20 protein-coding genes are annotated in these 18,676 nt (G+C 57.7%); 6 read left to right on the forward strand and 14 right to left on the reverse strand.

Features of this window, described 5'->3' with window-relative positions; translation table 11 throughout:
* Positions 1–80 precede the first annotated feature (80 nt).
* From RS584_RS17065 to RS584_RS17080, 4 genes are all read left to right on the forward strand, one after another.
* On the forward strand, positions 81–1,625 hold the full coding sequence (locus tag RS584_RS17065; RefSeq protein ID WP_315748371.1) for a PTS transporter subunit EIIC: 1,545 nt from the start codon (positions 81–83) through the stop codon (positions 1,623–1,625).
* Between the two features lie 12 nt (positions 1,626–1,637).
* Positions 1,638–3,005, forward strand: a complete 1,368-nt coding sequence (locus RS584_RS17070; protein ID WP_062933302.1) for a 6-phospho-alpha-glucosidase — start codon at positions 1,638–1,640, stop codon at positions 3,003–3,005.
* Positions 3,006–3,094: 89 nt separating this feature from the next.
* On the forward strand, positions 3,095–3,940 hold the full coding sequence (sseA, locus tag RS584_RS17075; RefSeq protein WP_017383536.1) for a 3-mercaptopyruvate sulfurtransferase: 846 nt from the start codon (positions 3,095–3,097) through the stop codon (positions 3,938–3,940).
* Positions 3,940–4,710 (forward strand): MurR/RpiR family transcriptional regulator, encoded by a 771-nt coding sequence (locus tag RS584_RS17080; RefSeq protein ID WP_111962606.1) that lies wholly within the window; start codon positions 3,940–3,942, stop codon positions 4,708–4,710. Before sseA ends, RS584_RS17080 begins: the two co-directional genes overlap by 1 nt.
* 17 nt (positions 4,711–4,727) lie before the next feature.
* On the opposite strand, the gene sseB is transcribed toward RS584_RS17080, so the two are convergent.
* From sseB to trmJ, 11 genes are all read right to left on the reverse strand, one after another.
* Positions 4,728–5,504, reverse strand: coding sequence for an enhanced serine sensitivity protein SseB (gene sseB, locus RS584_RS17085; protein ID WP_023325069.1), 777 nt, complete (start codon positions 5,502–5,504; stop codon positions 4,728–4,730).
* A gap of 141 nt (positions 5,505–5,645) precedes the next feature.
* Positions 5,646–6,932 (reverse strand): aminopeptidase PepB, encoded by a 1,287-nt coding sequence (pepB, locus tag RS584_RS17090; RefSeq protein WP_032649094.1) that lies wholly within the window; start codon positions 6,930–6,932, stop codon positions 5,646–5,648.
* 61 nt (positions 6,933–6,993) lie between these two features.
* A complete protein-coding gene (iscX, locus tag RS584_RS17095) occupies positions 6,994–7,194 on the reverse strand; it encodes a Fe-S cluster assembly protein IscX (protein WP_003860650.1) in 201 nt (66 codons plus the stop codon).
* 1 nt (position 7,195) lies between these two features.
* Positions 7,196–7,531, reverse strand: a complete 336-nt coding sequence (gene fdx, locus RS584_RS17100; protein WP_003860652.1) for an ISC system 2Fe-2S type ferredoxin — start codon at positions 7,529–7,531, stop codon at positions 7,196–7,198.
* A 1-nt stretch (position 7,532) separates the two neighbouring features.
* Positions 7,533–9,383 carry a Fe-S protein assembly chaperone HscA gene (hscA, locus tag RS584_RS17105; RefSeq protein ID WP_032654486.1) on the reverse strand — a complete coding sequence of 617 codons (1,851 nt, stop codon included), beginning with the start codon at positions 9,381–9,383 and terminating at the stop codon, positions 7,533–7,535.
* Between the two features lie 14 nt (positions 9,384–9,397).
* Positions 9,398–9,913, reverse strand: a complete 516-nt coding sequence (hscB, locus tag RS584_RS17110; protein WP_003860657.1) for a co-chaperone HscB — start codon at positions 9,911–9,913, stop codon at positions 9,398–9,400.
* A gap of 76 nt (positions 9,914–9,989) precedes the next feature.
* Complete coding sequence (gene iscA / locus RS584_RS17115; RefSeq protein WP_003860659.1) at positions 9,990–10,313, reverse strand: iron-sulfur cluster assembly protein IscA; 324 nt, start codon at positions 10,311–10,313, stop codon at positions 9,990–9,992.
* 13 nt (positions 10,314–10,326) lie between these two features.
* The gene (iscU, locus tag RS584_RS17120; protein WP_003860661.1) at positions 10,327–10,713 is read right to left on the reverse strand and encodes a Fe-S cluster assembly scaffold IscU; all 387 of its coding nucleotides are present in this window, start codon (positions 10,711–10,713) and stop codon (positions 10,327–10,329) included.
* Positions 10,714–10,737: 24 nt separating this feature from the next.
* Positions 10,738–11,952, reverse strand: coding sequence for a cysteine desulfurase (iscS, locus tag RS584_RS17125; protein WP_003860663.1), 1,215 nt, complete (start codon positions 11,950–11,952; stop codon positions 10,738–10,740).
* A 119-nt stretch (positions 11,953–12,071) separates the two neighbouring features.
* Positions 12,072–12,563 (reverse strand): Fe-S cluster assembly transcriptional regulator IscR, encoded by a 492-nt coding sequence (gene iscR, locus RS584_RS17130; protein ID WP_089597799.1) that lies wholly within the window; start codon positions 12,561–12,563, stop codon positions 12,072–12,074.
* A 236-nt stretch (positions 12,564–12,799) separates the two neighbouring features.
* Positions 12,800–13,525, reverse strand: coding sequence for a tRNA (cytosine(32)/uridine(32)-2'-O)-methyltransferase TrmJ (trmJ, locus tag RS584_RS17135; protein WP_015572157.1), 726 nt, complete (start codon positions 13,523–13,525; stop codon positions 12,800–12,802).
* A 132-nt stretch (positions 13,526–13,657) separates the two neighbouring features.
* On the opposite strand from trmJ, the gene suhB reads away from it, so the two are divergent.
* Positions 13,658–14,461, forward strand: coding sequence for an inositol-1-monophosphatase (gene suhB, locus RS584_RS17140; RefSeq protein WP_003860668.1), 804 nt, complete (start codon positions 13,658–13,660; stop codon positions 14,459–14,461).
* A gap of 61 nt (positions 14,462–14,522) precedes the next feature.
* Here suhB and RS584_RS17145 read toward each other — a convergent pair whose 3' ends face one another.
* Complete coding sequence (locus tag RS584_RS17145; protein ID WP_315748372.1) at positions 14,523–15,503, reverse strand: nickel/cobalt transporter; 981 nt, start codon at positions 15,501–15,503, stop codon at positions 14,523–14,525.
* On the reverse strand, positions 15,494–16,132 hold the full coding sequence (locus RS584_RS17150; protein WP_048973745.1) for a DUF1007 family protein: 639 nt from the start codon (positions 16,130–16,132) through the stop codon (positions 15,494–15,496). Before RS584_RS17150 ends, RS584_RS17145 begins: the two co-directional genes overlap by 10 nt.
* Positions 16,133–16,257: 125 nt before the next feature.
* Between RS584_RS17150 and csiE the strand changes: the two genes are divergently transcribed.
* On the forward strand, positions 16,258–17,535 hold the full coding sequence (gene csiE / locus RS584_RS17155; protein WP_193360994.1) for a stationary phase inducible protein CsiE: 1,278 nt from the start codon (positions 16,258–16,260) through the stop codon (positions 17,533–17,535).
* Here the strand turns inward: csiE and RS584_RS17160 are convergent, their stop codons facing one another.
* Complete coding sequence (locus tag RS584_RS17160; RefSeq protein ID WP_315748373.1) at positions 17,536–18,675, reverse strand: 3-phenylpropionate MFS transporter; 1,140 nt, start codon at positions 18,673–18,675, stop codon at positions 17,536–17,538.
* Position 18,676: the final 1 nt, after the last annotated feature.

Below are 18,676 nucleotides of genomic sequence, written 5' to 3' on the forward strand. Positions count from 1 at the left end.
GCTGGATAAGCTCGCATCAGGCCTGCTAGTTTTATGACCATGACGCACCCCGAGTGCGCGGTTCAATAAGAGAGAAAGCCATGAAACGAGCCGTGAACGCCCTACAAAATTTCGGAAAATCATTGTACGGACCTGTACTTATCTTACCCATCGTCGGCCTGTTTATCGCCTTTGGGAATGTGCTGGGTAACGGCAATCTGGCCGAGTACCTGCCGTTTCTCGGCCACCCGCTGATCCAGAGTATCGGCCAGCTGATCGCCAAATCTGCCGTGTCGGTGCTGGTCAACCTGGCGCTGGTATTTGCCGTCGGGATCCCCATTGGACTGGCAACACGAGACAAAGGCTACGCGGCGTTGATTGGGCTGGTGACCTTTATCGTATTCATTAACGCGATGAACGTGACGTTACAGCTTCAGGGAGAACTGGCCCCTGCGGAACAGATGAAAGCCGCCGGACAAAGCATGGTGCTGGGCGTCCAGGTGCTGGAGATGGGCGTTTTCGCCGGGATCCTGACCGGGGCGCTCTCCGGTTATCTGTACAACAAATATTCCAGTGTCCAGTTTAACGGCGCGATGGCGATTTACTCCGGCCACTGCTTTGTCGCGATTGTGATGCTGCCTGTCTCTATGCTGCTCGGCGTGGTCATGAGCGAACTCTGGCCGTACGCACAGCATGGAATAAGCGCTCTGGCGCTGGCGATCAAAGGGTCCGGTCCGTTTGGCGTGGCGATCTACGGTTTCCTTGAACGCATTCTGGTGCCGACGGGCCTGCATCATCTGGTCTATACGCCGTTCCTGTATACCGAACTGGGCGGTACGCAGGAGGTGTGTGGCGCAACCTATCAGGGCGCGCGCAATATCTACTTCGCCGAGATGGCCTGCCCGGACGTGAAGCAGCTCAGCAGTACCGTGGTGTGGGATGCGCGCGGCATCAGCAAGATGTTCGGCCTTCCTGCCGCCGCGCTGGCGATGTACATGACCGCGAAGCCAGAGCGTAAAGCGATTGCGAAAGCGATTCTGATCCCGGCGGCGCTGACCTCGCTGCTGGTCGGCGTAACCGAGCCGATTGAATTCTCCTTCCTGTTCGTCGCCCCGCTGCTGTTCGTGGTGCATGCGGTGCTGACCGGCATCGGCATGATGCTGTTCTCGCTGTTTGGCGTTCACGCCATCGGCGCCAACGGGATTATCGATTTCATCCTCTACAACCTGCCGCTCGGCACGGAGAAGTCCAACTGGCCCATGTACATCGTGGTCGGGCTGATCATGTTCGCCCTTTATTTCGTGGTATTCCGCTTACTGATCCTGCGCTTCAACATGAAAACGCCGGGGCGTGAAGATGAGGACCAGGAGACACGCCTTTACAGCAAGCAGGAGTACCAGGCGAAGGGCAATAACGACGGGCTGGGCGAATCGATCGTCGTTGGTCTGGGCGGTCGGGAAAATATTGAGGTAGTGGATAACTGCTACACCCGCTTACGCGTTACGGTGAAGGACGTCGCCATCATCGACGAACCGCGCCTGAAAGCGACCGGCGCGAAAGGGATAATCAAACAAGGTAATAACGTTCAGGTGGTCTACGGGCTGCATGTCAAAAAAATGCGAGAAGCCGTTGAGACGTTTCTCTGAAAGGAGCTAAAGATGTTTACACCCCCATTTATTCTGTCGATTGCCGGCGGCGGTAGCACCTACACGCCAGGTATTGTGAAAAGCCTGATGGTACGTCTGCATGATTTCCCTCTGGCAGAGATCCGCCTGTATGACATTGACGAGGCGCGCCAGAACACCATTGCGCCCGTGGTGGAGAAGGTTATTCGAGACCACAGCCAGAGCATCAAATTCACCGTCACCAGCGATCCGGAAGTGGCCTTCAGCGGCGCGCATTTTGTTTTTGCCCAGATGCGCGTCGGACAGTACAAAATGCGCGAGCAGGATGAAAAGATCCCGCTGCGCCACGGGGTGGTCGGCCAGGAAACCTGCGGACCCGGCGGGCTGGCATATGGCCTGCGTACTATCCTGCCGATGGTAGAGCTGATCGATCGGGTGGAACGCTACGCGCACGAAAAGGCGTGGATCGTGAACTACTCCAACCCGGCGGCGATTGTCGCTGAGGGCGTGCGTCGCCTGCGCCCCAACGCCCGCGTGCTGAACATCTGCGATATGCCTGTCGCCGCGATGCGCAATATGGGCGCCATTCTGGGCGTGGATCGCCATAAACTCGAGGTGGACTATTTTGGCCTCAATCACTTTGGCTGGTTTACCCGCGTGCGGGTGGACGGCGAGGACAAGCTGCCGGAGCTGCGTAAACATATCGCGAAGTTTGGCCTGCTGACGGAAGATGCCGCGAAAACCGACCCGCAGCACTCGGATCCGTCGTGGGTGAAAACCTGGCGCAACATCAAGCCGATTATGGATAACTTCCCGGAGTACCTGCCGAACCCGTATCTACAGTACTACCTGATGCCTAACCAGATTGTGGAGCATCAGAACCCTGACTATACCCGCGCCAACGAAGTGATGAACGGGCGTGAGAAAAAGCTGTTTGCCGCCGCCGAAGAGTACCAGCGCAGCGGGATCTTACCGGACGCCTTCCACGTAGGTGTTCACGGCGAATTTATCGTCGATGTCGCCTGCTCGCTGGCGTTCAACCTGCGCCAACGCCATCTGGTGATGGTGGAAAACCGCGGGGCGATTACCAACTTACCGTACGATGCGGTGGTGGAAGTGCCTGCCTATATCACCTCCGAAGGGCCGGAGCCTGTCCGCGTGGGTCAGGTGCCGCTGTTCCACCAGACGCTCCTGCAACAGCAGCTGGCCTCTGAACAGCTGCTGGTTGAGGCAACCATCGAAGGCAGCTACGAGAAAGCGTTGCAGGCGTTCACTCTGAACCGCACCGTGCCGACCATGGAGCACGCGAAAGCGATTCTGGATGAGATGATCGAAGCCAACCGCGACTACTGGCCTGCGCTGCAAAAGGCCTGGCAGGACGGTGAAGCGGTGAAAAAATAGGGGCTTGCTCGCGAGTTGAACGTGGTTAGCTTGTCGGTGTCAGAAAAAACACCGACAATCCTTTTTTACGGAAAAGAATGGAGGCAACCATGTCCACCTCATATTTTGTCGCTGCCGACTGGCTGATTGAGCACGGCGACGACCCGGAAGTTCAGATTATCGACGCGCGCATGGCCCCTCCGGGCCAGGAGCATCGTGACGTTCCCGCTGAATACCGTGCAGGGCACCTGCCTGGCGCGGTATTTTTTGATATCGAAGCCCTCTCCGATCACACCTCTCCCCTGCCGCACATGCTGCCTCGCCCGGAAGCGTTTTCCGTGGCGATGCGCGAGCTGGGCATCAGCAAAGATAAACATCTTGTTGTTTACGATGAAGGTAATCTGTTTTCCGCGCCGCGAGCGTGGTGGATGCTGAAAAACTTCGGCGTGGAAAAGGTATCGATTCTGGCGGGCGGACTTGCAGGCTGGAAGCGCGACGAACTACCGCTTCAGCAGGGTGACGTCACGCTGCCGGAAGGGGAATTTGATGCCACGTTTGACGCTAACGTGGTCAAGCGCCTGACCGACGTGCTGGTCGTGAGCCACGAAAACACGGCGCAAATCGTCGATGCGCGTCCCGCTCCACGTTTCAACGCAGAAGCGGACGAGCCGCGTCCGGGACTGAAACGCGGACATATCCCGGGGGCGCTGAACGTACCGTGGGGCGATCTGGTGTTTGAAGGCGAGCTGAAAACCACCGATGAATTGCGTGCCATTTTTGAACGTCAGGGCGTGGATTTGCATCGTCCGGTTATTGCCAGCTGCGGCTCCGGCGTGACGGCCTGCGTGGTGATCCTGGCGCTGGCAACCCTTGGCGCGAATGACGTGACTCTGTACGACGGCGCCTGGAGTGAATGGGGTGCACGGGACGATCTGCCGGTTGAACCGGCGAAATAATGGATAACCGCCTGGCAACGCTGTTAACGCGCGGATCGTCGCTGACCCGCGCGGAGTATCGCGTCCTCGCCCACCTCACTGAGCATCCATTGCTGGTGGGCAACATCACGGTGCGCGAGCTGGCGCAGGCGACATTTGTCTCTACCGCGACGATTATGCGGCTGTGCCAGAAGCTGGGGTTTAGCGGCTTTAGCGAGTTTATCTGGCACTGCAAGCAGCTGCTTTCTGACACGCCGCATATCACCGTACAGCCTGAGCAACATGCGGAAATGCCCGCGCTTTTTACCCGGTTCGTTGCCAACTATCAGCTGACCTTCCAGTGGGTCACTCAGGACAAACGCCAGCAGTTTGCCAGCCTGCTGCGCCAGAAAGAGAGCTTCTTTCTCTACGGCGCCGGGTTTTCGTACCTTTTTGCCGAGTACCTGACCAAGAAGTTGCAGGTGCTGGGAAAAACGGCATTCATCTCCGGGCCCGGAGACAGCCGGAATATTTTTCTCAGCAACGCCGCGCGCTATCAGGTGTTTATTGCCGTTTCGCGCAGCGGCGAAACGGAGCAGGTACTGGATAAAGCGCGGATCGCCAAAAACGTCGGCATGACGATCGTCGCGTTTACCCGCGCGTCGGCCAATACGCTGGCGGGTATGGCGGACGTGCATTTTGCCCTCTATGACGAAGCGGTACATTTCGCCGCCGAAGCCGCAGGGGTGACGTCGTTTGAGTCGAATCTGGTGCTGCTGATGGATTTACTGCTGCTGGAAGCAACGGGGTGAAGGTCACCCCGCCGTAATCAGATAATGCGGTTGGTCTTGAGATCGCGCAGGAAGCCGCCCCAGCGACGCTCGTAGAACGGGGTGATGTGCTCGGTAATAAAGTGGCTGATCCCCTTCTCACCTTTCTTCACCTGACAGATATCAATCGGCTCATCGCCCGGCAGGGTGTCGGTTGCCACGCTTCCCGCTGCCTGGATGATCTCGTCGATATCGCCGTCGGCCTCAATCCCTATCAGCAGAACAGGCTTTTCGTCAGCGCTCTCTTTGATGGAGCAGAGAAACGCGCGTTTTACCGGCTTGATGGTTTTAAACAGCGTGGTCAGGGAGTCAATCATCTGCGCGGGCGGCTCGGCCACTTCAGAAAGCAGCAGCGTTTCGCCCCCTTCCAGCACCTCCTGAGTGCTGAGCGGGTTGCCCTCGTCACCAATCAGGTGGCTGATTTCGCGCGGAGTAAACTCTTTCCCGGTCGGCAGTTTGGCGTTGAGGAACAGCGTCTGCCCCAGGGTCATTTCGAACAACGTGCGCACCGGCATCACCACGAACGCCTGTTCGTCTTCTACCGCTTCCTGCAAGGCCTCGAGCGAAGTAAAGAACGGGATCACCGAGGTGCCGTCGTCTTTCTCCCAGTGCAGCAGATCCAGCGCGCTGTCTTCGACAACCTGCTCCCCTTCCGCCGCGGTGCCCGGCACCCAGACGGTAGATTCCAGCAGCGTGCGGAAAAAGGCCGGACGGTGGGCGGGTTCGGTCGCCGCCTGCTCCAGCAGGGTTTCTAATTCGTTTTTGGTTTCTGACATAGTTTGGCTACTTCAAAAAACGCCGGGTGGCGCTTCGCTGACCCGGCCTACAAAACCGTAGGCCCGTGCAAGCGCAGCGCCGCCGGGCAATACGATGACTCCGAAGGCGCGCGTAAGCGTAGCGCTACCCGGCAAAAAAGATCACTCAGCCGTCAGCAGGTTCGCCACGGTACGCACGCCCAGACCGGTCGCACCCGCAGACCACTGCTCAACCGCCGCTTTACGGTAGGTTGCGGAGCAGTCAATGTGCAGCCAGCCTTCATGGTAGTTCTCAACGAAGTGAGACAGGAAGCCTGCTGCGGTGCTTGCCCCCGCCGGGTACGCCGCGCTCGCGGTGTTGTTCAGCTCGGCGAAGTTGGACGGCAGCTGGCTGCGGTGGAACTCGGCCAGCGGCAGACGCCAGAACGGTTCGTTTTCCGCCGCCGCGCTGGCCAGCAGGCGAGCGGCCAGCTTGTCGTCGAAGCTGAACAGGGCGTGATAGTCGTTACCCAGCGCCGTTTTCGCCGCGCCGGTCAGGGTTGCCATGTCGATAATCAGCTCCGGCTTCTGCGCAGAGGCGTCGATCAGGCCATCGGCCAGCACCAGACGGCCTTCGGCGTCGGTGTTCATCACCTCAACGTTTTTACCGTTGCGGTAGCGAATGATGTCGCCCAGCTTGAAGGCGTTGCCGCTCACCATGTTGTCCGCGCAGCACAGGTAGAGCTTCACGCGCTTGTTCAGGCCACGGGTGATGGCGAACGCCAGCGCGCCGGTGATGGTTGCCGCGCCGCCCATGTCGGACTTCATGGAGTCCATGAACGCGCTCTGCTTCAGGCTGTAGCCGCCGGTGTCGAAGGTAATGCCTTTGCCCACCAGGCAGGCAAAGACCGGAGCTTCTTTATCGCCGGTTGGGTTGTAATCCAGCGCCAGCAGGACCGGAGGACGCTCTGAACCACGGCCCACGGTGTGGATGCCCATGTAGTTCTGCTCGCGCAGATCTTCACCTTTGGTGATGCGGTAAGACATCTTGTCGCCCGCCACGCCGCACAGCAGGTCAACCGCGCGCTGCGCCAGCTGCTCAGGGCCTAACTCTTCCGCCGGGGCGTTGATGGTGTCGCGCACCCAGTCGATGATCTTCAGGCGGCTTTCCAGCTCTTTCTGACCGGCTTCATCGAGGTTCGCCCACTCGATTTTGCGGGTGCCTTTCGGGCCTTTGTAGCCTGCCCAGAACGCCCAGCTGCGGTCGGTGTCCCAGCCTTCGCCTTCCAGAGACACATGCTTAATGCCCAGGCCGTCAATTTTACGCGCGGCGCGCTGGATCAGGCCCAAATCATCGTTGCCCGTCAGGTGCAGGGTAATACCGTCGTTGTTAATGCTGTAGGTGGCTTTTTCGCCCCAGCGTGCGTCGGCTGGCTGCGTGGAGAGCGTAATCTTCATCGCTTCGGTCATTTTATTTATCCTTATTAGCAACTAGCAAACGGGCCGCCTGAAGGCAGCCCGTTTATGTTATCTATTCTGCTTCATCTAACCAGACTAACAGAATCGCCTCCAGAATTTTTTCATTGGATGCGTTTGGATCGTCGTCAAAATCTTCCAGATCGCAAATCCACTGATGCATGTCTGTGAATCGTACGGTCTTCGGATCGAGATCCGGGTTCGCGTCGTAGAGCGCCTCGCCGATTTCACGGCTGTCTGTCCACTTCAGTCCCATATCAATGCTCGCGTGCGTGGTTGATGGTGTAACGTGGGAACTCCACGACCAGATCTTCATCGGTCACCGCGGCCTGGCAGCTTAAGCGACTGTCGGGCTCCAGACCCCATGCTTTGTCCAGCATGTCGTCTTCGTCTTCGGTGCTCTCTGCGAGAGAGTCGAAACCTTCACGCACGATGCAGTGGCACGTTGTGCAGGCACAGGATTTTTCACAGGCGTGTTCCACTTCGATACCTGCACGCAGGGCTACATCGAGAATAGTTTCACCGGTCTTCGCTTCCAGAACAGCGCCATCCGGACAGAGGTCCGCATGAGGCAAAATTACAATCTTTGGCATATTAAACCTCGTCCACGGACTGGCCTTTCAGCGCGACGCGGACAGATTTGTCCATGCGGCGAGCAGCGAAGTCCTGGGTTTGTTTATCAACGTTTTTAATGGCTTCTTCTATTGCGTCAGCGTCATTGCCTTCGGCGACTGCGCTTAAGCGCGCGGCAGCGTCGTCAATCACCTGGCGCTCAGCGGCGCTTAACAGCGCGGCATCGGCAGCGAGCGCGCCGTTCAGGCTTTCCAGCACGCGTGCGGCTTCCACTTTTTGTTCGGCCAGCATACGCGCCTTCACATCCTGCTCGGCGTAGCTCATTGAGTCCTGAATCATGGAGGCGATTTCGCCATCGGTCAGGCCGTAGGACGGCTTCACCTGGATGGACGATTCCACGCCGGTCGATTTTTCCATCGCCGTGACGCTCAGCAGGCCGTCCGCATCCACCTGGAAAGTGACGCGAATATGCGCCCCGCCCGCCGGCAACGCCGGAATTCCGCGCAGCGCAAAGCGCGCCAGAGAGCGGCAGTCCTGCACCAGCTCGCGCTCGCCCTGCATCACGTGGATGGACATCGCGGTCTGGCCGTCTTTGAAGGTAGTAAACTCCTGCGCGCGCGCCACCGGAATGGTGGTGTTACGCGGAATGACTTTCTCCACCAGGCCGCCCATGGTTTCTAAACCCAGAGACAGCGGGATGACGTCCAGCAGCAGCATTTCGCTGTCCGGCTTGTTGCCGACCAGGATATCGGCCTGGATAGCGGCGCCCACGGCAACCACTTTGTCCGGGTCGATAGACGTCAGCGGCGTGCGGCCAAAGAATTCGCCCACGCGTTCGCGCACCAGCGGCACGCGGGTTGAGCCGCCAACCATGACCACTTCCAGCACCTCGCTGGCCTCCACGCCCGCATCTTTCAATGCGCGACGGCAGGCCAGCAGGGTACGCTTAACCAGAGGCGCGATCAGTTCGCTGAACTGATTGCGGGTGATCTCACCCTGCCAGCCCGCAACGTTAACCGTGACCGACTGCGCGTCGCTCAGGGCGATTTTGGCGTCGATGGCCGCATCCAGCAGTTCACGCTGTACGCGCGCATCGCTGCGATCGCTGATGCCCGCCTGTTCGCGGATGTAATCCGCCAGCAGATGGTCGAAGTCATCGCCGCCGAGCGCGGAATCCCCGCCGGTCGCCAGCACTTCGAACACGCCGCGGCTCAGGCGCAGGATTGAAATATCAAACGTCCCGCCGCCGAGATCGTAAACCGCAATCACCCCTTCCTGACCGGAATCGAGGCCGTAGGCAATGGCCGCCGCCGTCGGTTCGTTCAGCAAACGCAGCACATGCAGGCCCGCCAGACGCGCGGCGTCTTTGGTGCCCTGACGCTGTGCATCGTCGAAGTAGGCCGGAACGGTGATTACCACGCCGTCGAGATCGCCGCCGAGTGTCGCCGTGGCGCGCGCCGCCAGCGCTTTGAGGATGTCAGCAGAAACGCGAATCGGGTTCAGCAGACCGGCAGACGTCGCGATCATCGGCAGGCCGTTTTCGCTGGCCTGTAGCTGATACGGCAGATGCGGGTAACGGGTCTGGATATCAGCCAGCGAGCGGCCCATCATGCGCTTAACCGAGCTGATGGTGTTGGCCGGATCGCGCGCGGCGTTGGTGCGGGCATCAAACCCGACCGCGTGACCCTGCTGCTGGTAGTGGACCACGGAAGGCAGCAGATGGCGGCCCTGCTCGTCAGCCAGCGTTTCCGCCTGGCCGCTGCGCACGGTCGCCACGAGGGAATTGGTGGTGCCCAGGTCAATACCGACGGCCAGACGACGCTGGTGCGGTGCGGCGCTTAAGCCTGGCTCACTAATTTGTAATAAGGCCATAATTGCTTCCGAAATTAAAAATCGAGCAGCTTTTCTTCGAGTTGTTCAGCACTGCTTCGCAGTTTATCGAGAAAACGGAGTTTGCGCACAGTGTCTGCCGCCACGTCCCAGGTCTCGTTGTTCAGTTGCTCCACCATCTGCTGATGGCGGGTATCGAACATGCCCTTTACGCGCGTGATAAAGCTTTCCAGGCGCGCTTCGTCTTTAGCCTGTTCAATTTCATCCAGCTCTTCGCGCAGCTCCAGCTGTTCCATCAGAAAGGCGGTGTCGCGCACGGTATGCTGTTCGCTCGCCAGATCGAAACCGTGGAGCGAGAGCAGATATTCTGCACGCGCCAGCGGATGACGCAGCGTTTGCCAGGCCTGGTTGATGGTTGCGGAGTGTGATACCGCAGCCAGCTGCTCTGCCTGCGTCCCGCTGGCGAATTTATCCGGATGGTACTGACGTTGGAGATCCTGAAAACGGACCGTCAGCGCCTGGAGATCGATCGGGTATTGAGCGGGTAGTCCGAAGAGAGTGAAGTAATCCATAACAATCTCAGGGGTAGCCTGTTAGAACAAACCCCACGCGTAGCAAAGCCACGGTGGGGTTTCGGATGACGCGCGGTTAAACGTGGAAGCTTTCGCCGCAACCACACTCGTCTTTGACGTTCGGATTCGTGAATTTGAACCCTTCGTTCAGGCCTTCTTTTACGAAGTCCAGCTGAGTGCCGTTGAGGAATTGCAGGCTTTTGCCATCGACCACCACCTTCACGCCCTTGTCTTCAAACACGGTGTCATCAGACGCCGGTTCGTCAACAAACTCCAGTACGTAAGCCATACCAGAACAGCCGGAGGTACGTACGCCCAGTCGCAGGCCAAAGCCTTTACCACGGTTCGCCAGAAAAGAGCTTACTCGCGCGGCAGCGCTGTCGCTAAGGGTAATCGACATACTCAAACCTCAATTATTTTGCTTCACGTTTGCTTTTGTAATCCGCAATGGCGGCTTTGATCGCGTCTTCTGCCAGAATAGAGCAGTGAATTTTCACCGGTGGCAGTTCGAGTTCTTCAGCAATATCCGTGTTCTTGATTGCCTGTGCTTCGTCCAGAGACTTGCCCTTCACCCATTCGGTGACCAGGGAGCTGGACGCGATAGCTGAACCGCAGCCGTAGGTCTTGAAGCGCGCGTCTTCAATGATACCTTCATTGTTGACTTTAATCTGCAACTTCATCACGTCGCCACACGCTGGCGCGCCAACCATACCGCTACCGACAGATTCATCGCTGTTGTCAAAAGAGCCAACGTTGCGCGGGTTCTCGTAATGATCGATAACTTTTTCGCTGTATGCCATGATTGAATTCTCCTTATGTACCGATTAGTGATGTGACCATTCAATGCTGTTCAGATCCACGCCCTGCTTGAACATTTCCCACAGTGGAGAAAGGTCGCGCAGACGGCCAATGGAGTTACGAACCAGTTTGATGGTGTAGTCAATCTCTTCTTCGGTAGTAAAACGACCTAAAGAGAAACGGATAGAGCTGTGTGCCAGCTCGTCAGTCATACCCAGCGCGCGCAGCACGTAGGATGGCTCCAGGCTTGCAGACGTACAGGCAGAACCGGAAGAAACGGCCAGGTCTTTCAGCGCCATGATCAGCGACTCGCCTTCAACATAGTTGAAGCTGACGTTGAGGATGTTTGGCGCGCCCTGCTCGAGATCGCCGTTCAGATACACTTCTTCCATATCTTTCACGCCGTCCCACAGACGGTTACGCAGCGTACGCAGGCGTGCCATCTCGGTTTCCATCTCTTCTTTCGCGATGCGATACGCTTCGCCCATGCCCACGATCTGGTGAACAGGTAGCGTACCGGAACGCATACCGCGCTCGTGACCACCGCCGTGCATCTGTGCTTCGATGCGGATACGTGGCTTACGACGAACGTACAGCGCGCCGATACCTTTCGGACCATAGATTTTGTGACCGGAGAAGGACATCAGGTCCACTTTCAGCTGGCTCAGGTCGATAGGCAGTTTGCCCACGCTCTGGGTCGCATCCACGTGGTAGATGATGCCGCGCGCACGGCACATTTCGCCGATGGTTGCGATGTCCTGCACAACGCCGATTTCGTTGTTAACGTGCATGATGGAAACCAGAATGGTGTCATCACGCATGGCCGCTTCGAGCTCTTTCAGGTCGATGATCCCGTTGCTCTGCGGCGCCAGGTAAGTCACTTCGAACCCTTCACGCTCCAGCTGACGGCAGGTGTCCAGCACGGCTTTGTGTTCGGTTTTGCTGGTGATAATGTGCTTGCCTTTTTTCTGATAAAAGTTGGCAGCACCTTTGATCGCCAGGTTGTCGGATTCGGTCGCGCCGGAGGTGAAAACAATTTCACGCGGGTCGGCACCGACCAGGTCAGCAATCTGATTACGGGCGATATCAACCGCCTCTTCAGCATGCCAGCCAAAACGGTGAGAACGGGAAGCTGGGTTACCAAAGTTTCCGTCCAGGGTCAGACACTGCATCATCTTCTCGGCAACACGCGGGTCCACCGGCGTGGTTGCGGAGTAGTCGAGATAAATCGGTAATTTCATTGCTCTATAAACTCCGTACATCGCTTCAATGCAAGGAATCAGGCAACCGGCTGGATGTACGACCGAGTACACGGGGCGAGCTAACGCCCCGGCCTGATTCTGAAATACTTATCTTTTTATTACGCGCGCAGTTTAACGTCGATTGCGTCTTGCGCGCGGGTGCTGCGTTGTGATTCATGGCTTTGCTGACGACCCGACACGTCCAGAACTTCCTGGTTATTCACCAGTTCACCCAGGGTGATGTTGTTCAGGAAGCCGGTCAGACGGTCGCTCAGATCGCGCCACAGCGCGTGGGTCAGGCACTTATCGCCGCCCTGGCAGCCGCCTTTACCCTGGCAACGGGTCGCGTCAACGGATTCGTCAACCGCGCTAATCACTTCGCCAACCGCTATACTGCCCGCGTCTTTACCCAGCAGATAACCGCCGCCCGGGCCACGAACGCTGGACACCAGTCCATTTTTACGCAGTCTGGAGAACAGCTGTTCCAGGTAAGAGAGGGAGATCCCTTGTCGTTCAGAAATATCAGCCAACGGAACCGGGCCCGCTTCGGAGTTGAGCGCAACGTCCAGCATCGCGGTCACGGCATAACGCCCTTTAGATGTCAGTCTCATGTCTTACTTAACCTCAAACTCGCCCCTGCCCGGGGTTTTTTATTGTAAAATGGGGGTATTGCATAGCAGGGCCAAGTCTGACATTCCTGACTAAATTGGTCAACTATTTACTTGACTGTTTTAGTCAGGTATTTAACCTTCTGTGCCGTTTTTTTTGTCGGGTGGCGCTTCGCTTACCCGGGCCTACGGGCTTTGTAGGCCGGGTAAGCGCAGCGCCACCCGGCGAACACACTGCACTACTCTTTATTCTTCTGCTCAATCGACGCCAGAATCCCGCGCAGGATGTTCAGCTCCTGGCTTTCCGGACGCGCGCGGGTGAACATACGGCGCAGCTTGTTCATCACCTGGCCCGGGTGGCCTTCACGGATAAAGCCGGTTGAGAGCAGCGTCTGCTCCAGATGACCGTAGAAGCGCTCGAGGTCGTCCACCAGCGGGTAGGCCGTCTCTTCTTTAGGTTCCACCGGTTTCTCCTGCGTCGCCAGCCATGCCATGCGCACTTCGTAGGCGATCACCTGCACCGCCATCGCCAGATTCAGCGAGCTGTATTCCGGGTTGGCGGCAATCGCCACATGATAGTGACACTTCTGTAATTCCTCGTTGGTCAGGCCAACGCGTTCACGGCCAAACACCAGCGCAACCGGCGCCTGTTCCGCTTCTGAGATGCTTTTCAGGCCGCATTCACGCGGGTCCAGCATCGGCCAGGGCAGCGTACGGGAGCGCGCGCTGGTCCCCACCACCAGGCTGCAACCGGCCAGGGCTTCATCCAGGGTGTCCACGATCTGCGCATTCCCGATCACGTCGCTGGCGCCGGCCGCCAGAGCAATAGCCTGAGAGTCTGGTTTCACCAGCGGATTCACCAGCCACAGGTTCGTTAAGCCCATGGTTTTCATAGCGCGGGCCACAGAGCCCATGTTGCCGGTGTGCGATGTTTCGACCAGCACGATTCGAATGTTTTGCAGCATAATTTTTAGATGTCTGGATTCAGTGTCTGAAGAATATTCGGGCATATTATCATAAACGAGAGACATAATCCGATCCCGCTGCTATACTCTGCGCCGATTTTCCTGTTCTTTAACATCCAGTGAGAGAGACCGATGCATCCGATGCTGACCATCGCCGTGCGCGCAGCGCGCAAGGCGGGTAATGTAATTGCCAAACACTACGAAACCCCAGACTCCGTAGAAACCAGCCAGAAAGGCAGCAATGATTTCGTGACGAACGTAGATAAAGCCGCAGAAGCGATTATTATCGAAACGATCCGCAAATCTTACCCGCAGCACACCATCATCACCGAAGAAAGCGGTGAACATGAAGGTACCGATCAGGATGTTCAATGGGTTATCGATCCACTGGATGGCACCACCAACTTCGTCAAACGCCTGCCACACTTCTCTGTGTCTATCGCAGTACGCATCAAAGGCCGTACTGAAGTCGCCGTTGTTTACGATCCAATGCGTAACGAACTGTTCACCGCGACCCGCGGTCAGGGCGCGCAGCTGAACGGCTACCGTCTGCGTTGCAGCAATGCACGCGATCTGGACGGCACGATTCTGGCGACCGGCTTCCCGTTCAAGGCGAAGCAGCACGCAACCACTTATATGAATATCCTGGGCAAGCTGTTCACCGAATGCGCGGACTTCCGTCGCACCGGCTCTGCTGCACTGGATCTGGCCTACGTCGCGACCGGCCGCGTTGACGGTTACTTTGAGCTGTCTCTGAAGCCGTGGGACTTCGCGGCGGGCGAGCTGATCGCACGTGAAGCTGGCGCGATTGTTTGCGACTTCACCGGCGGCCATAACTATATGTCTACCGGCAACATCGTTGCAGGTAACCCGCGCGTTGTTAAAGCCATGCTGGCAAACATGCGTGATGAACTGAGCGATGCGCTGAAGCGTTAATTCAGTCTGTTAAGCCCGGTGGCGCTACGCTTACCGGGCCTACAACACGCCTCAGATACGGCTAAAACGGCCGCAACCCCCTTCCCACCGGCACCGCACTCATCCACATTGTCACCGCCGCTACCAGCAGAATCACCCCACCCGCCAGTGCCAGCGTCGTCCAGCCAACCTGTCGCCACAATACCGGCGTTTTATTGCCGCTGAGTTTTACCGCCAGCTGACGGAAGCTGTGCACCAGCAGGGCTAACGAAGAGATCGTCAGAGACGTTCCCGCCGCCATCGCCAGCGCCGAGAGCATGCCCCAGCCAAATACGCCTGTCACTTTGCTGAACAACAGCACCATGATTGCGCCCGAGCATGGACGCATCCCCATTGAGAGAACAATCATCAGGCGCGCACGCCAGTCCTCACTGTTCTGTAATTGTTCCTGCGTCGGCAGATGCTGATGCCCGCACCCGCAGTTTTCATGGTGAACGTGATGCGGTGTAAAGGATTTGAATTTTGGTTTTCGCAGCAACGCGCGCAATTTTTTCAGCGCCCGCCAGCAGAGGATCAGCCCCAGCACGCCTACCAGCGCGTAACTCCCCTTCTCCAGCCAGAAGCTGCTCATATGCAGCTGGCGGGCCGGCAGCTGTAGCAGCGAAAGGACGACCACGACCAGCGCAATCGCCACTCCGCCCTGAAGTAAAGAAGAAGCCAGCGTCAGGCCGATACTCGATTTCAGCTTCGACGGATGCGTGGCAAGCCAGGTCGTGATGACGATTTTGCCGTGCCCCGGTCCCAGGGCATGCAGCACGCCATAGATAAAGCTGAACGCCAGAAGAGCGCCGCCCGCTTTGGTCGGATTTTCCGCCACGGCTTTCAGCAGACCGCTCATCTGCTGATTAACTTCCCGCTGCCAGAGGATGCTTTTCATCATCACCTGCGGCCATGCCTGCCACAGCCAGAGCGCGCCGCCAACCGATAACAACAAAAAGAGCGCCAGAGGCCAGAGGTGCAGCCAGCGACGCGGCTTACTGACGGGAGAGGAGATCACTGACATTGTAACGTCACCTCCTGCGCAAACTGTTTACCTAACTCCATGTCTTCGGGGGGCGCATCCTCTTTATCAAGAGAAACGGCAAAGTTCAGCATCTCTTCGCTGGGTTTCGGGGTGTGCACGGCAATTTTGCAGCTTTTTTGCAGCGCGTCCGGCAGCCGTACGTCGCTGTCATTGTCATAGCGCATATCGACATAGTAGGTTGGGTCAAACGTGGAAAACCTGTACTTCTGCCCGGCCAGCGGTTGAGGGTGCGCCAGCGGAAGGATAAAGGTCAGCACCGCCTGATGTCCGTCGCGGGTCATACCGTACACCGTGGGACGGTTGAGAAATTTCACCTTTTGTCCGTTGTGCCAGAACTCGGTGAAGTAGTGCTGACCCAGCACGTTGGCCATCACTTCCGCCGCCAGCTTTTTCCAGATCTCATCGCCAGGCTTTGCGTTTCCGGCATCGTACAGCAGGTCGGCGGAGGTGATTTCATCCATCGTCCAGCGCATTTTCAGGCCGCTGAGCTGCGTGCCGTCCGTCACCAGTTCGGTTTTCAGGCTGATAAAACTGTGAGGATGTGCGCCGGCGGCAAAAGTGAAAACCGCCAAAAATAACGCTACCGCGCTTTGTTTAACTATTTGCATCTGTTCCTCACGTCAAAAATTCTGTGATGTTCGCCAGCAATCCTGAGTGAAAGGCCTGCCGGTGCGCTTTTCAGCGCCCATCCTTTAGCTATTCTTATCAAACATTCACACTGGATACCCGACAGATGATGACGACGCTTGAAATTCCATCTGTGCTTTCCAGTTCGCAGCGCCGCTGCCAGGTGCTTTTGATGCTTTACCTGCCCGATGCTGCCGTCACCGCACAGAGCATAATCGCTGCCAACGGCGTGGACGACGTCATGGCACGGCAAGATATAGCCGAGACGCGCGATGAAATCCAGCGCTATCATCGGCTTGATATTGTCACGCACCATGATGGCTGCTACCGAATTGAGGGTACCGCCCTGAATCAACGTTTGTGCCTGCTGCACTGGCTGCGCAGGGCGCTCCGGCTGTGTCCACATTTTGTTGCCCAACAGTTTACCCCTGCCTTAAAAACCGCGCTTAAACAGCACGGCATTGCCCGCCCGCTTTATGACGATGCGAACCTTAGGGCGCTTATCAACTTTTGTGCGCGCAAGCTTCAGCGCCAGTTTGAGTCCCGCGACGTACAGTTTTTACAGCTTTATCTGCAATATTGTCTGATTCAGCATCATCTGGGCAATACGCCAGAGTTTTCGCCCGTTCAGCGCAGCTGGACGCAGTCCCGAGGGGAATACTTTACGGCGCAGGAAATTGTCCGCCACTGGAAACGGCGCGTCCCGCAGGGAACGCACAGCGATGAACAGCTGTTCCTGGCGCTGCTGTTTATGATGCTTCGCACACCAGACCCGGTGATGGATAAACACCAGCAGGATCAGCGCCTGCGTCGCGCCATCGTGCGTATGATTGCCCGTTTCCGGGCGCAAACCGGGATGAACTTCAGCGATGAGCAGGGGCTGACCGATCAGCTTTATATTCATCTGGCTCAGGCGCTGGACCGCTCCTTATTTGACATCGGCATCGACAACAGCCTGCCGGAAGAGATCCACCGTTTATACCCCCGGCTGCTGCGCACCACTAAAGAAGCGCTGTTTGAGCTGGAAGCCGAATTTGGTCTGCGATTCTCCGGTGAAGAGATGGCTCTGGTGGCGGTGATTTTTGGTGCCTGGCTGATGCAGGAGACCGACCTGCATGAAAAACAGGTGGTCCTGTTAACGGGGGAAGATAAAGCCTGCGAAGCGTTAATTGAGCAGCAGCTTCGCGAGCTGACGCTGCTGCCGCTCAATATTCGTTATCTTAGCCTGGAGGCGTTTAAGAAGGAGGGCGCCCCCCGCGAGGCGGCGCTGGTCATTACGCCTTATCCAACCGCCCTGCCGCTGTTCTCGCCGCCGCTCATTCATGCCGTTGAGGCCCTGAACACGCAGCAGCAGGAACATATTCGCGTTATGCTCGAATCATAGTTACGAGCGAGCAGCCACCTTTGGGCGGATGACGATGGCAGGTAAAGCGACCAGCGCCATCACCCAGAACACACCGTGCCCCAGGTGCTGATAGAGGAAACCGGCAAATACGGTCATCACCGCAATACTGCCGCCCATCGCCACCGCTGAATAGACCGCCTGAAGACGAATAACGTCCCCACCCTCTCGCGCCGCGATGTAGCGCATCGCCGCCAGATGGCACACGGTGAAGGTTCCGCAGTGCAGAATTTGCGCCACAATCAGCCACGGCAGCTCCGTCGTCCAGCCCATGATGCCCCAGCGCACCACGCCGCACACGGCGGAAAGCAGCAGCAGGTCACGCGCCCCGAAACGACTGAAAAGTTTTTGGCTCAGCGCGAAGATAATGACCTCCGCCACCACGCCGAGCGACCACAGGTAGCCTACCGCAGAAGCCGAGTAGCCCGCCCCCTGCCAGTAGATGGCGCTGAAGCCGTAATAGGCCGCATGTGCCCCCTGGAGCAGACAGACGCAGGCCAGGAAACGCCAGCTTTGCGCCACCAGCGAGCGCCAGGCGGGCCAGCCGGCGCTCTCCTGATGGCGGCTTTCGCCCTGCGGCATCACCGACGGACGCAGCAACATACCGAGCAGCATCGAGGCGATGCCGAGCGTTAACAGCGCCAGAATGGCACGATAGTCATAGAGGCTGACCAGTTTCCCGACCAGCGCAGAGCCGATCACGAAGGCAATCGATCCCCACAGGCGCACGCGGCCATAGTCCATGGTGATCTGCTTTTGCCAGGTGTTCGCCAGGGCATCCGTCAGCGGCACTAGCGGGGAGAAGAACAGATTAAAGCCAACCATTACCACCATCAGCCAGGCAAACTGATGGCTGACCCAGAAGCAGGCCGCAAAGACCAGCGTCAGCAGGGCCAGAATTCGCACCGCTTTAATCAGTAAGGAGGGATCGCTGACGCGGGGCGCAATCAGCAGGCTACCCAGGAAACGTGCCACCAGCCCCGCGCCCAGCAGGATGCCAATGGTCTCAGGCGTCAGACCAATTCCCTTGAGCCAGACGCTCCAGAAAGGCAAAAAAATACCGTAACTAAAGAAATAGGTGAAATAGCTGAGCGCCAGCCAGCGCGTGGAATGCAAGACCATG

This window comes from Enterobacter sp. DTU_2021_1002640_1_SI_PRY_ASU_LCPMC_013, assembly GCF_032389435.1.
Lineage (GTDB): Bacteria > Pseudomonadota > Gammaproteobacteria > Enterobacterales > Enterobacteriaceae > Enterobacter > Enterobacter hormaechei_C.

Coding starts and splice junctions, on each gene's coding strand:
- pepB (WP_032649094.1), bottom strand. CDS start 6,932: ATGACCGAAGCGATGAAGATTACGCTCTCCACGCAGCCAGCCGACGCA.
- hscA (WP_032654486.1), bottom strand. CDS start 9,383: ATGGCCTTATTACAAATTAGTGAGCCAGGCTTAAGCGCCGCACCGCAC.
- iscS (WP_003860663.1), bottom strand. CDS start 11,952: ATGAAATTACCGATTTATCTCGACTACTCCGCAACCACGCCGGTGGAC.
- iscX (WP_003860650.1), bottom strand. CDS start 7,194: ATGGGACTGAAGTGGACAGACAGCCGTGAAATCGGCGAGGCGCTCTAC.
- RS584_RS17150 (WP_048973745.1), bottom strand. CDS start 16,132: ATGCAAATAGTTAAACAAAGCGCGGTAGCGTTATTTTTGGCGGTTTTC.
- suhB (WP_003860668.1), top strand. CDS start 13,658: ATGCATCCGATGCTGACCATCGCCGTGCGCGCAGCGCGCAAGGCGGGT.
- RS584_RS17070 (WP_062933302.1), top strand. CDS start 1,638: ATGTTTACACCCCCATTTATTCTGTCGATTGCCGGCGGCGGTAGCACC.
- hscB (WP_003860657.1), bottom strand. CDS start 9,913: ATGGATTACTTCACTCTCTTCGGACTACCCGCTCAATACCCGATCGAT.
- sseB (WP_023325069.1), bottom strand. CDS start 5,504: ATGTCAGAAACCAAAAACGAATTAGAAACCCTGCTGGAGCAGGCGGCG.
- iscA (WP_003860659.1), bottom strand. CDS start 10,313: ATGTCGATTACCCTTAGCGACAGCGCTGCCGCGCGAGTAAGCTCTTTT.
- RS584_RS17080 (WP_111962606.1), top strand. CDS start 3,940: ATGGATAACCGCCTGGCAACGCTGTTAACGCGCGGATCGTCGCTGACC.
- sseA (WP_017383536.1), top strand. CDS start 3,095: ATGTCCACCTCATATTTTGTCGCTGCCGACTGGCTGATTGAGCACGGC.
- iscR (WP_089597799.1), bottom strand. CDS start 12,563: ATGAGACTGACATCTAAAGGGCGTTATGCCGTGACCGCGATGCTGGAC.
- trmJ (WP_015572157.1), bottom strand. CDS start 13,525: ATGCTGCAAAACATTCGAATCGTGCTGGTCGAAACATCGCACACCGGC.
- RS584_RS17065 (WP_315748371.1), top strand. CDS start 81: ATGAAACGAGCCGTGAACGCCCTACAAAATTTCGGAAAATCATTGTAC.
- iscU (WP_003860661.1), bottom strand. CDS start 10,713: ATGGCATACAGCGAAAAAGTTATCGATCATTACGAGAACCCGCGCAAC.
- fdx (WP_003860652.1), bottom strand. CDS start 7,531: ATGCCAAAGATTGTAATTTTGCCTCATGCGGACCTCTGTCCGGATGGC.
- RS584_RS17145 (WP_315748372.1), bottom strand. CDS start 15,503: ATGTCAGTGATCTCCTCTCCCGTCAGTAAGCCGCGTCGCTGGCTGCAC.
- RS584_RS17160 (WP_315748373.1), bottom strand. CDS start 18,675: ATGGTCTTGCATTCCACGCGCTGGCTGGCGCTCAGCTATTTCACCTAT.
- csiE (WP_193360994.1), top strand. CDS start 16,258: ATGATGACGACGCTTGAAATTCCATCTGTGCTTTCCAGTTCGCAGCGC.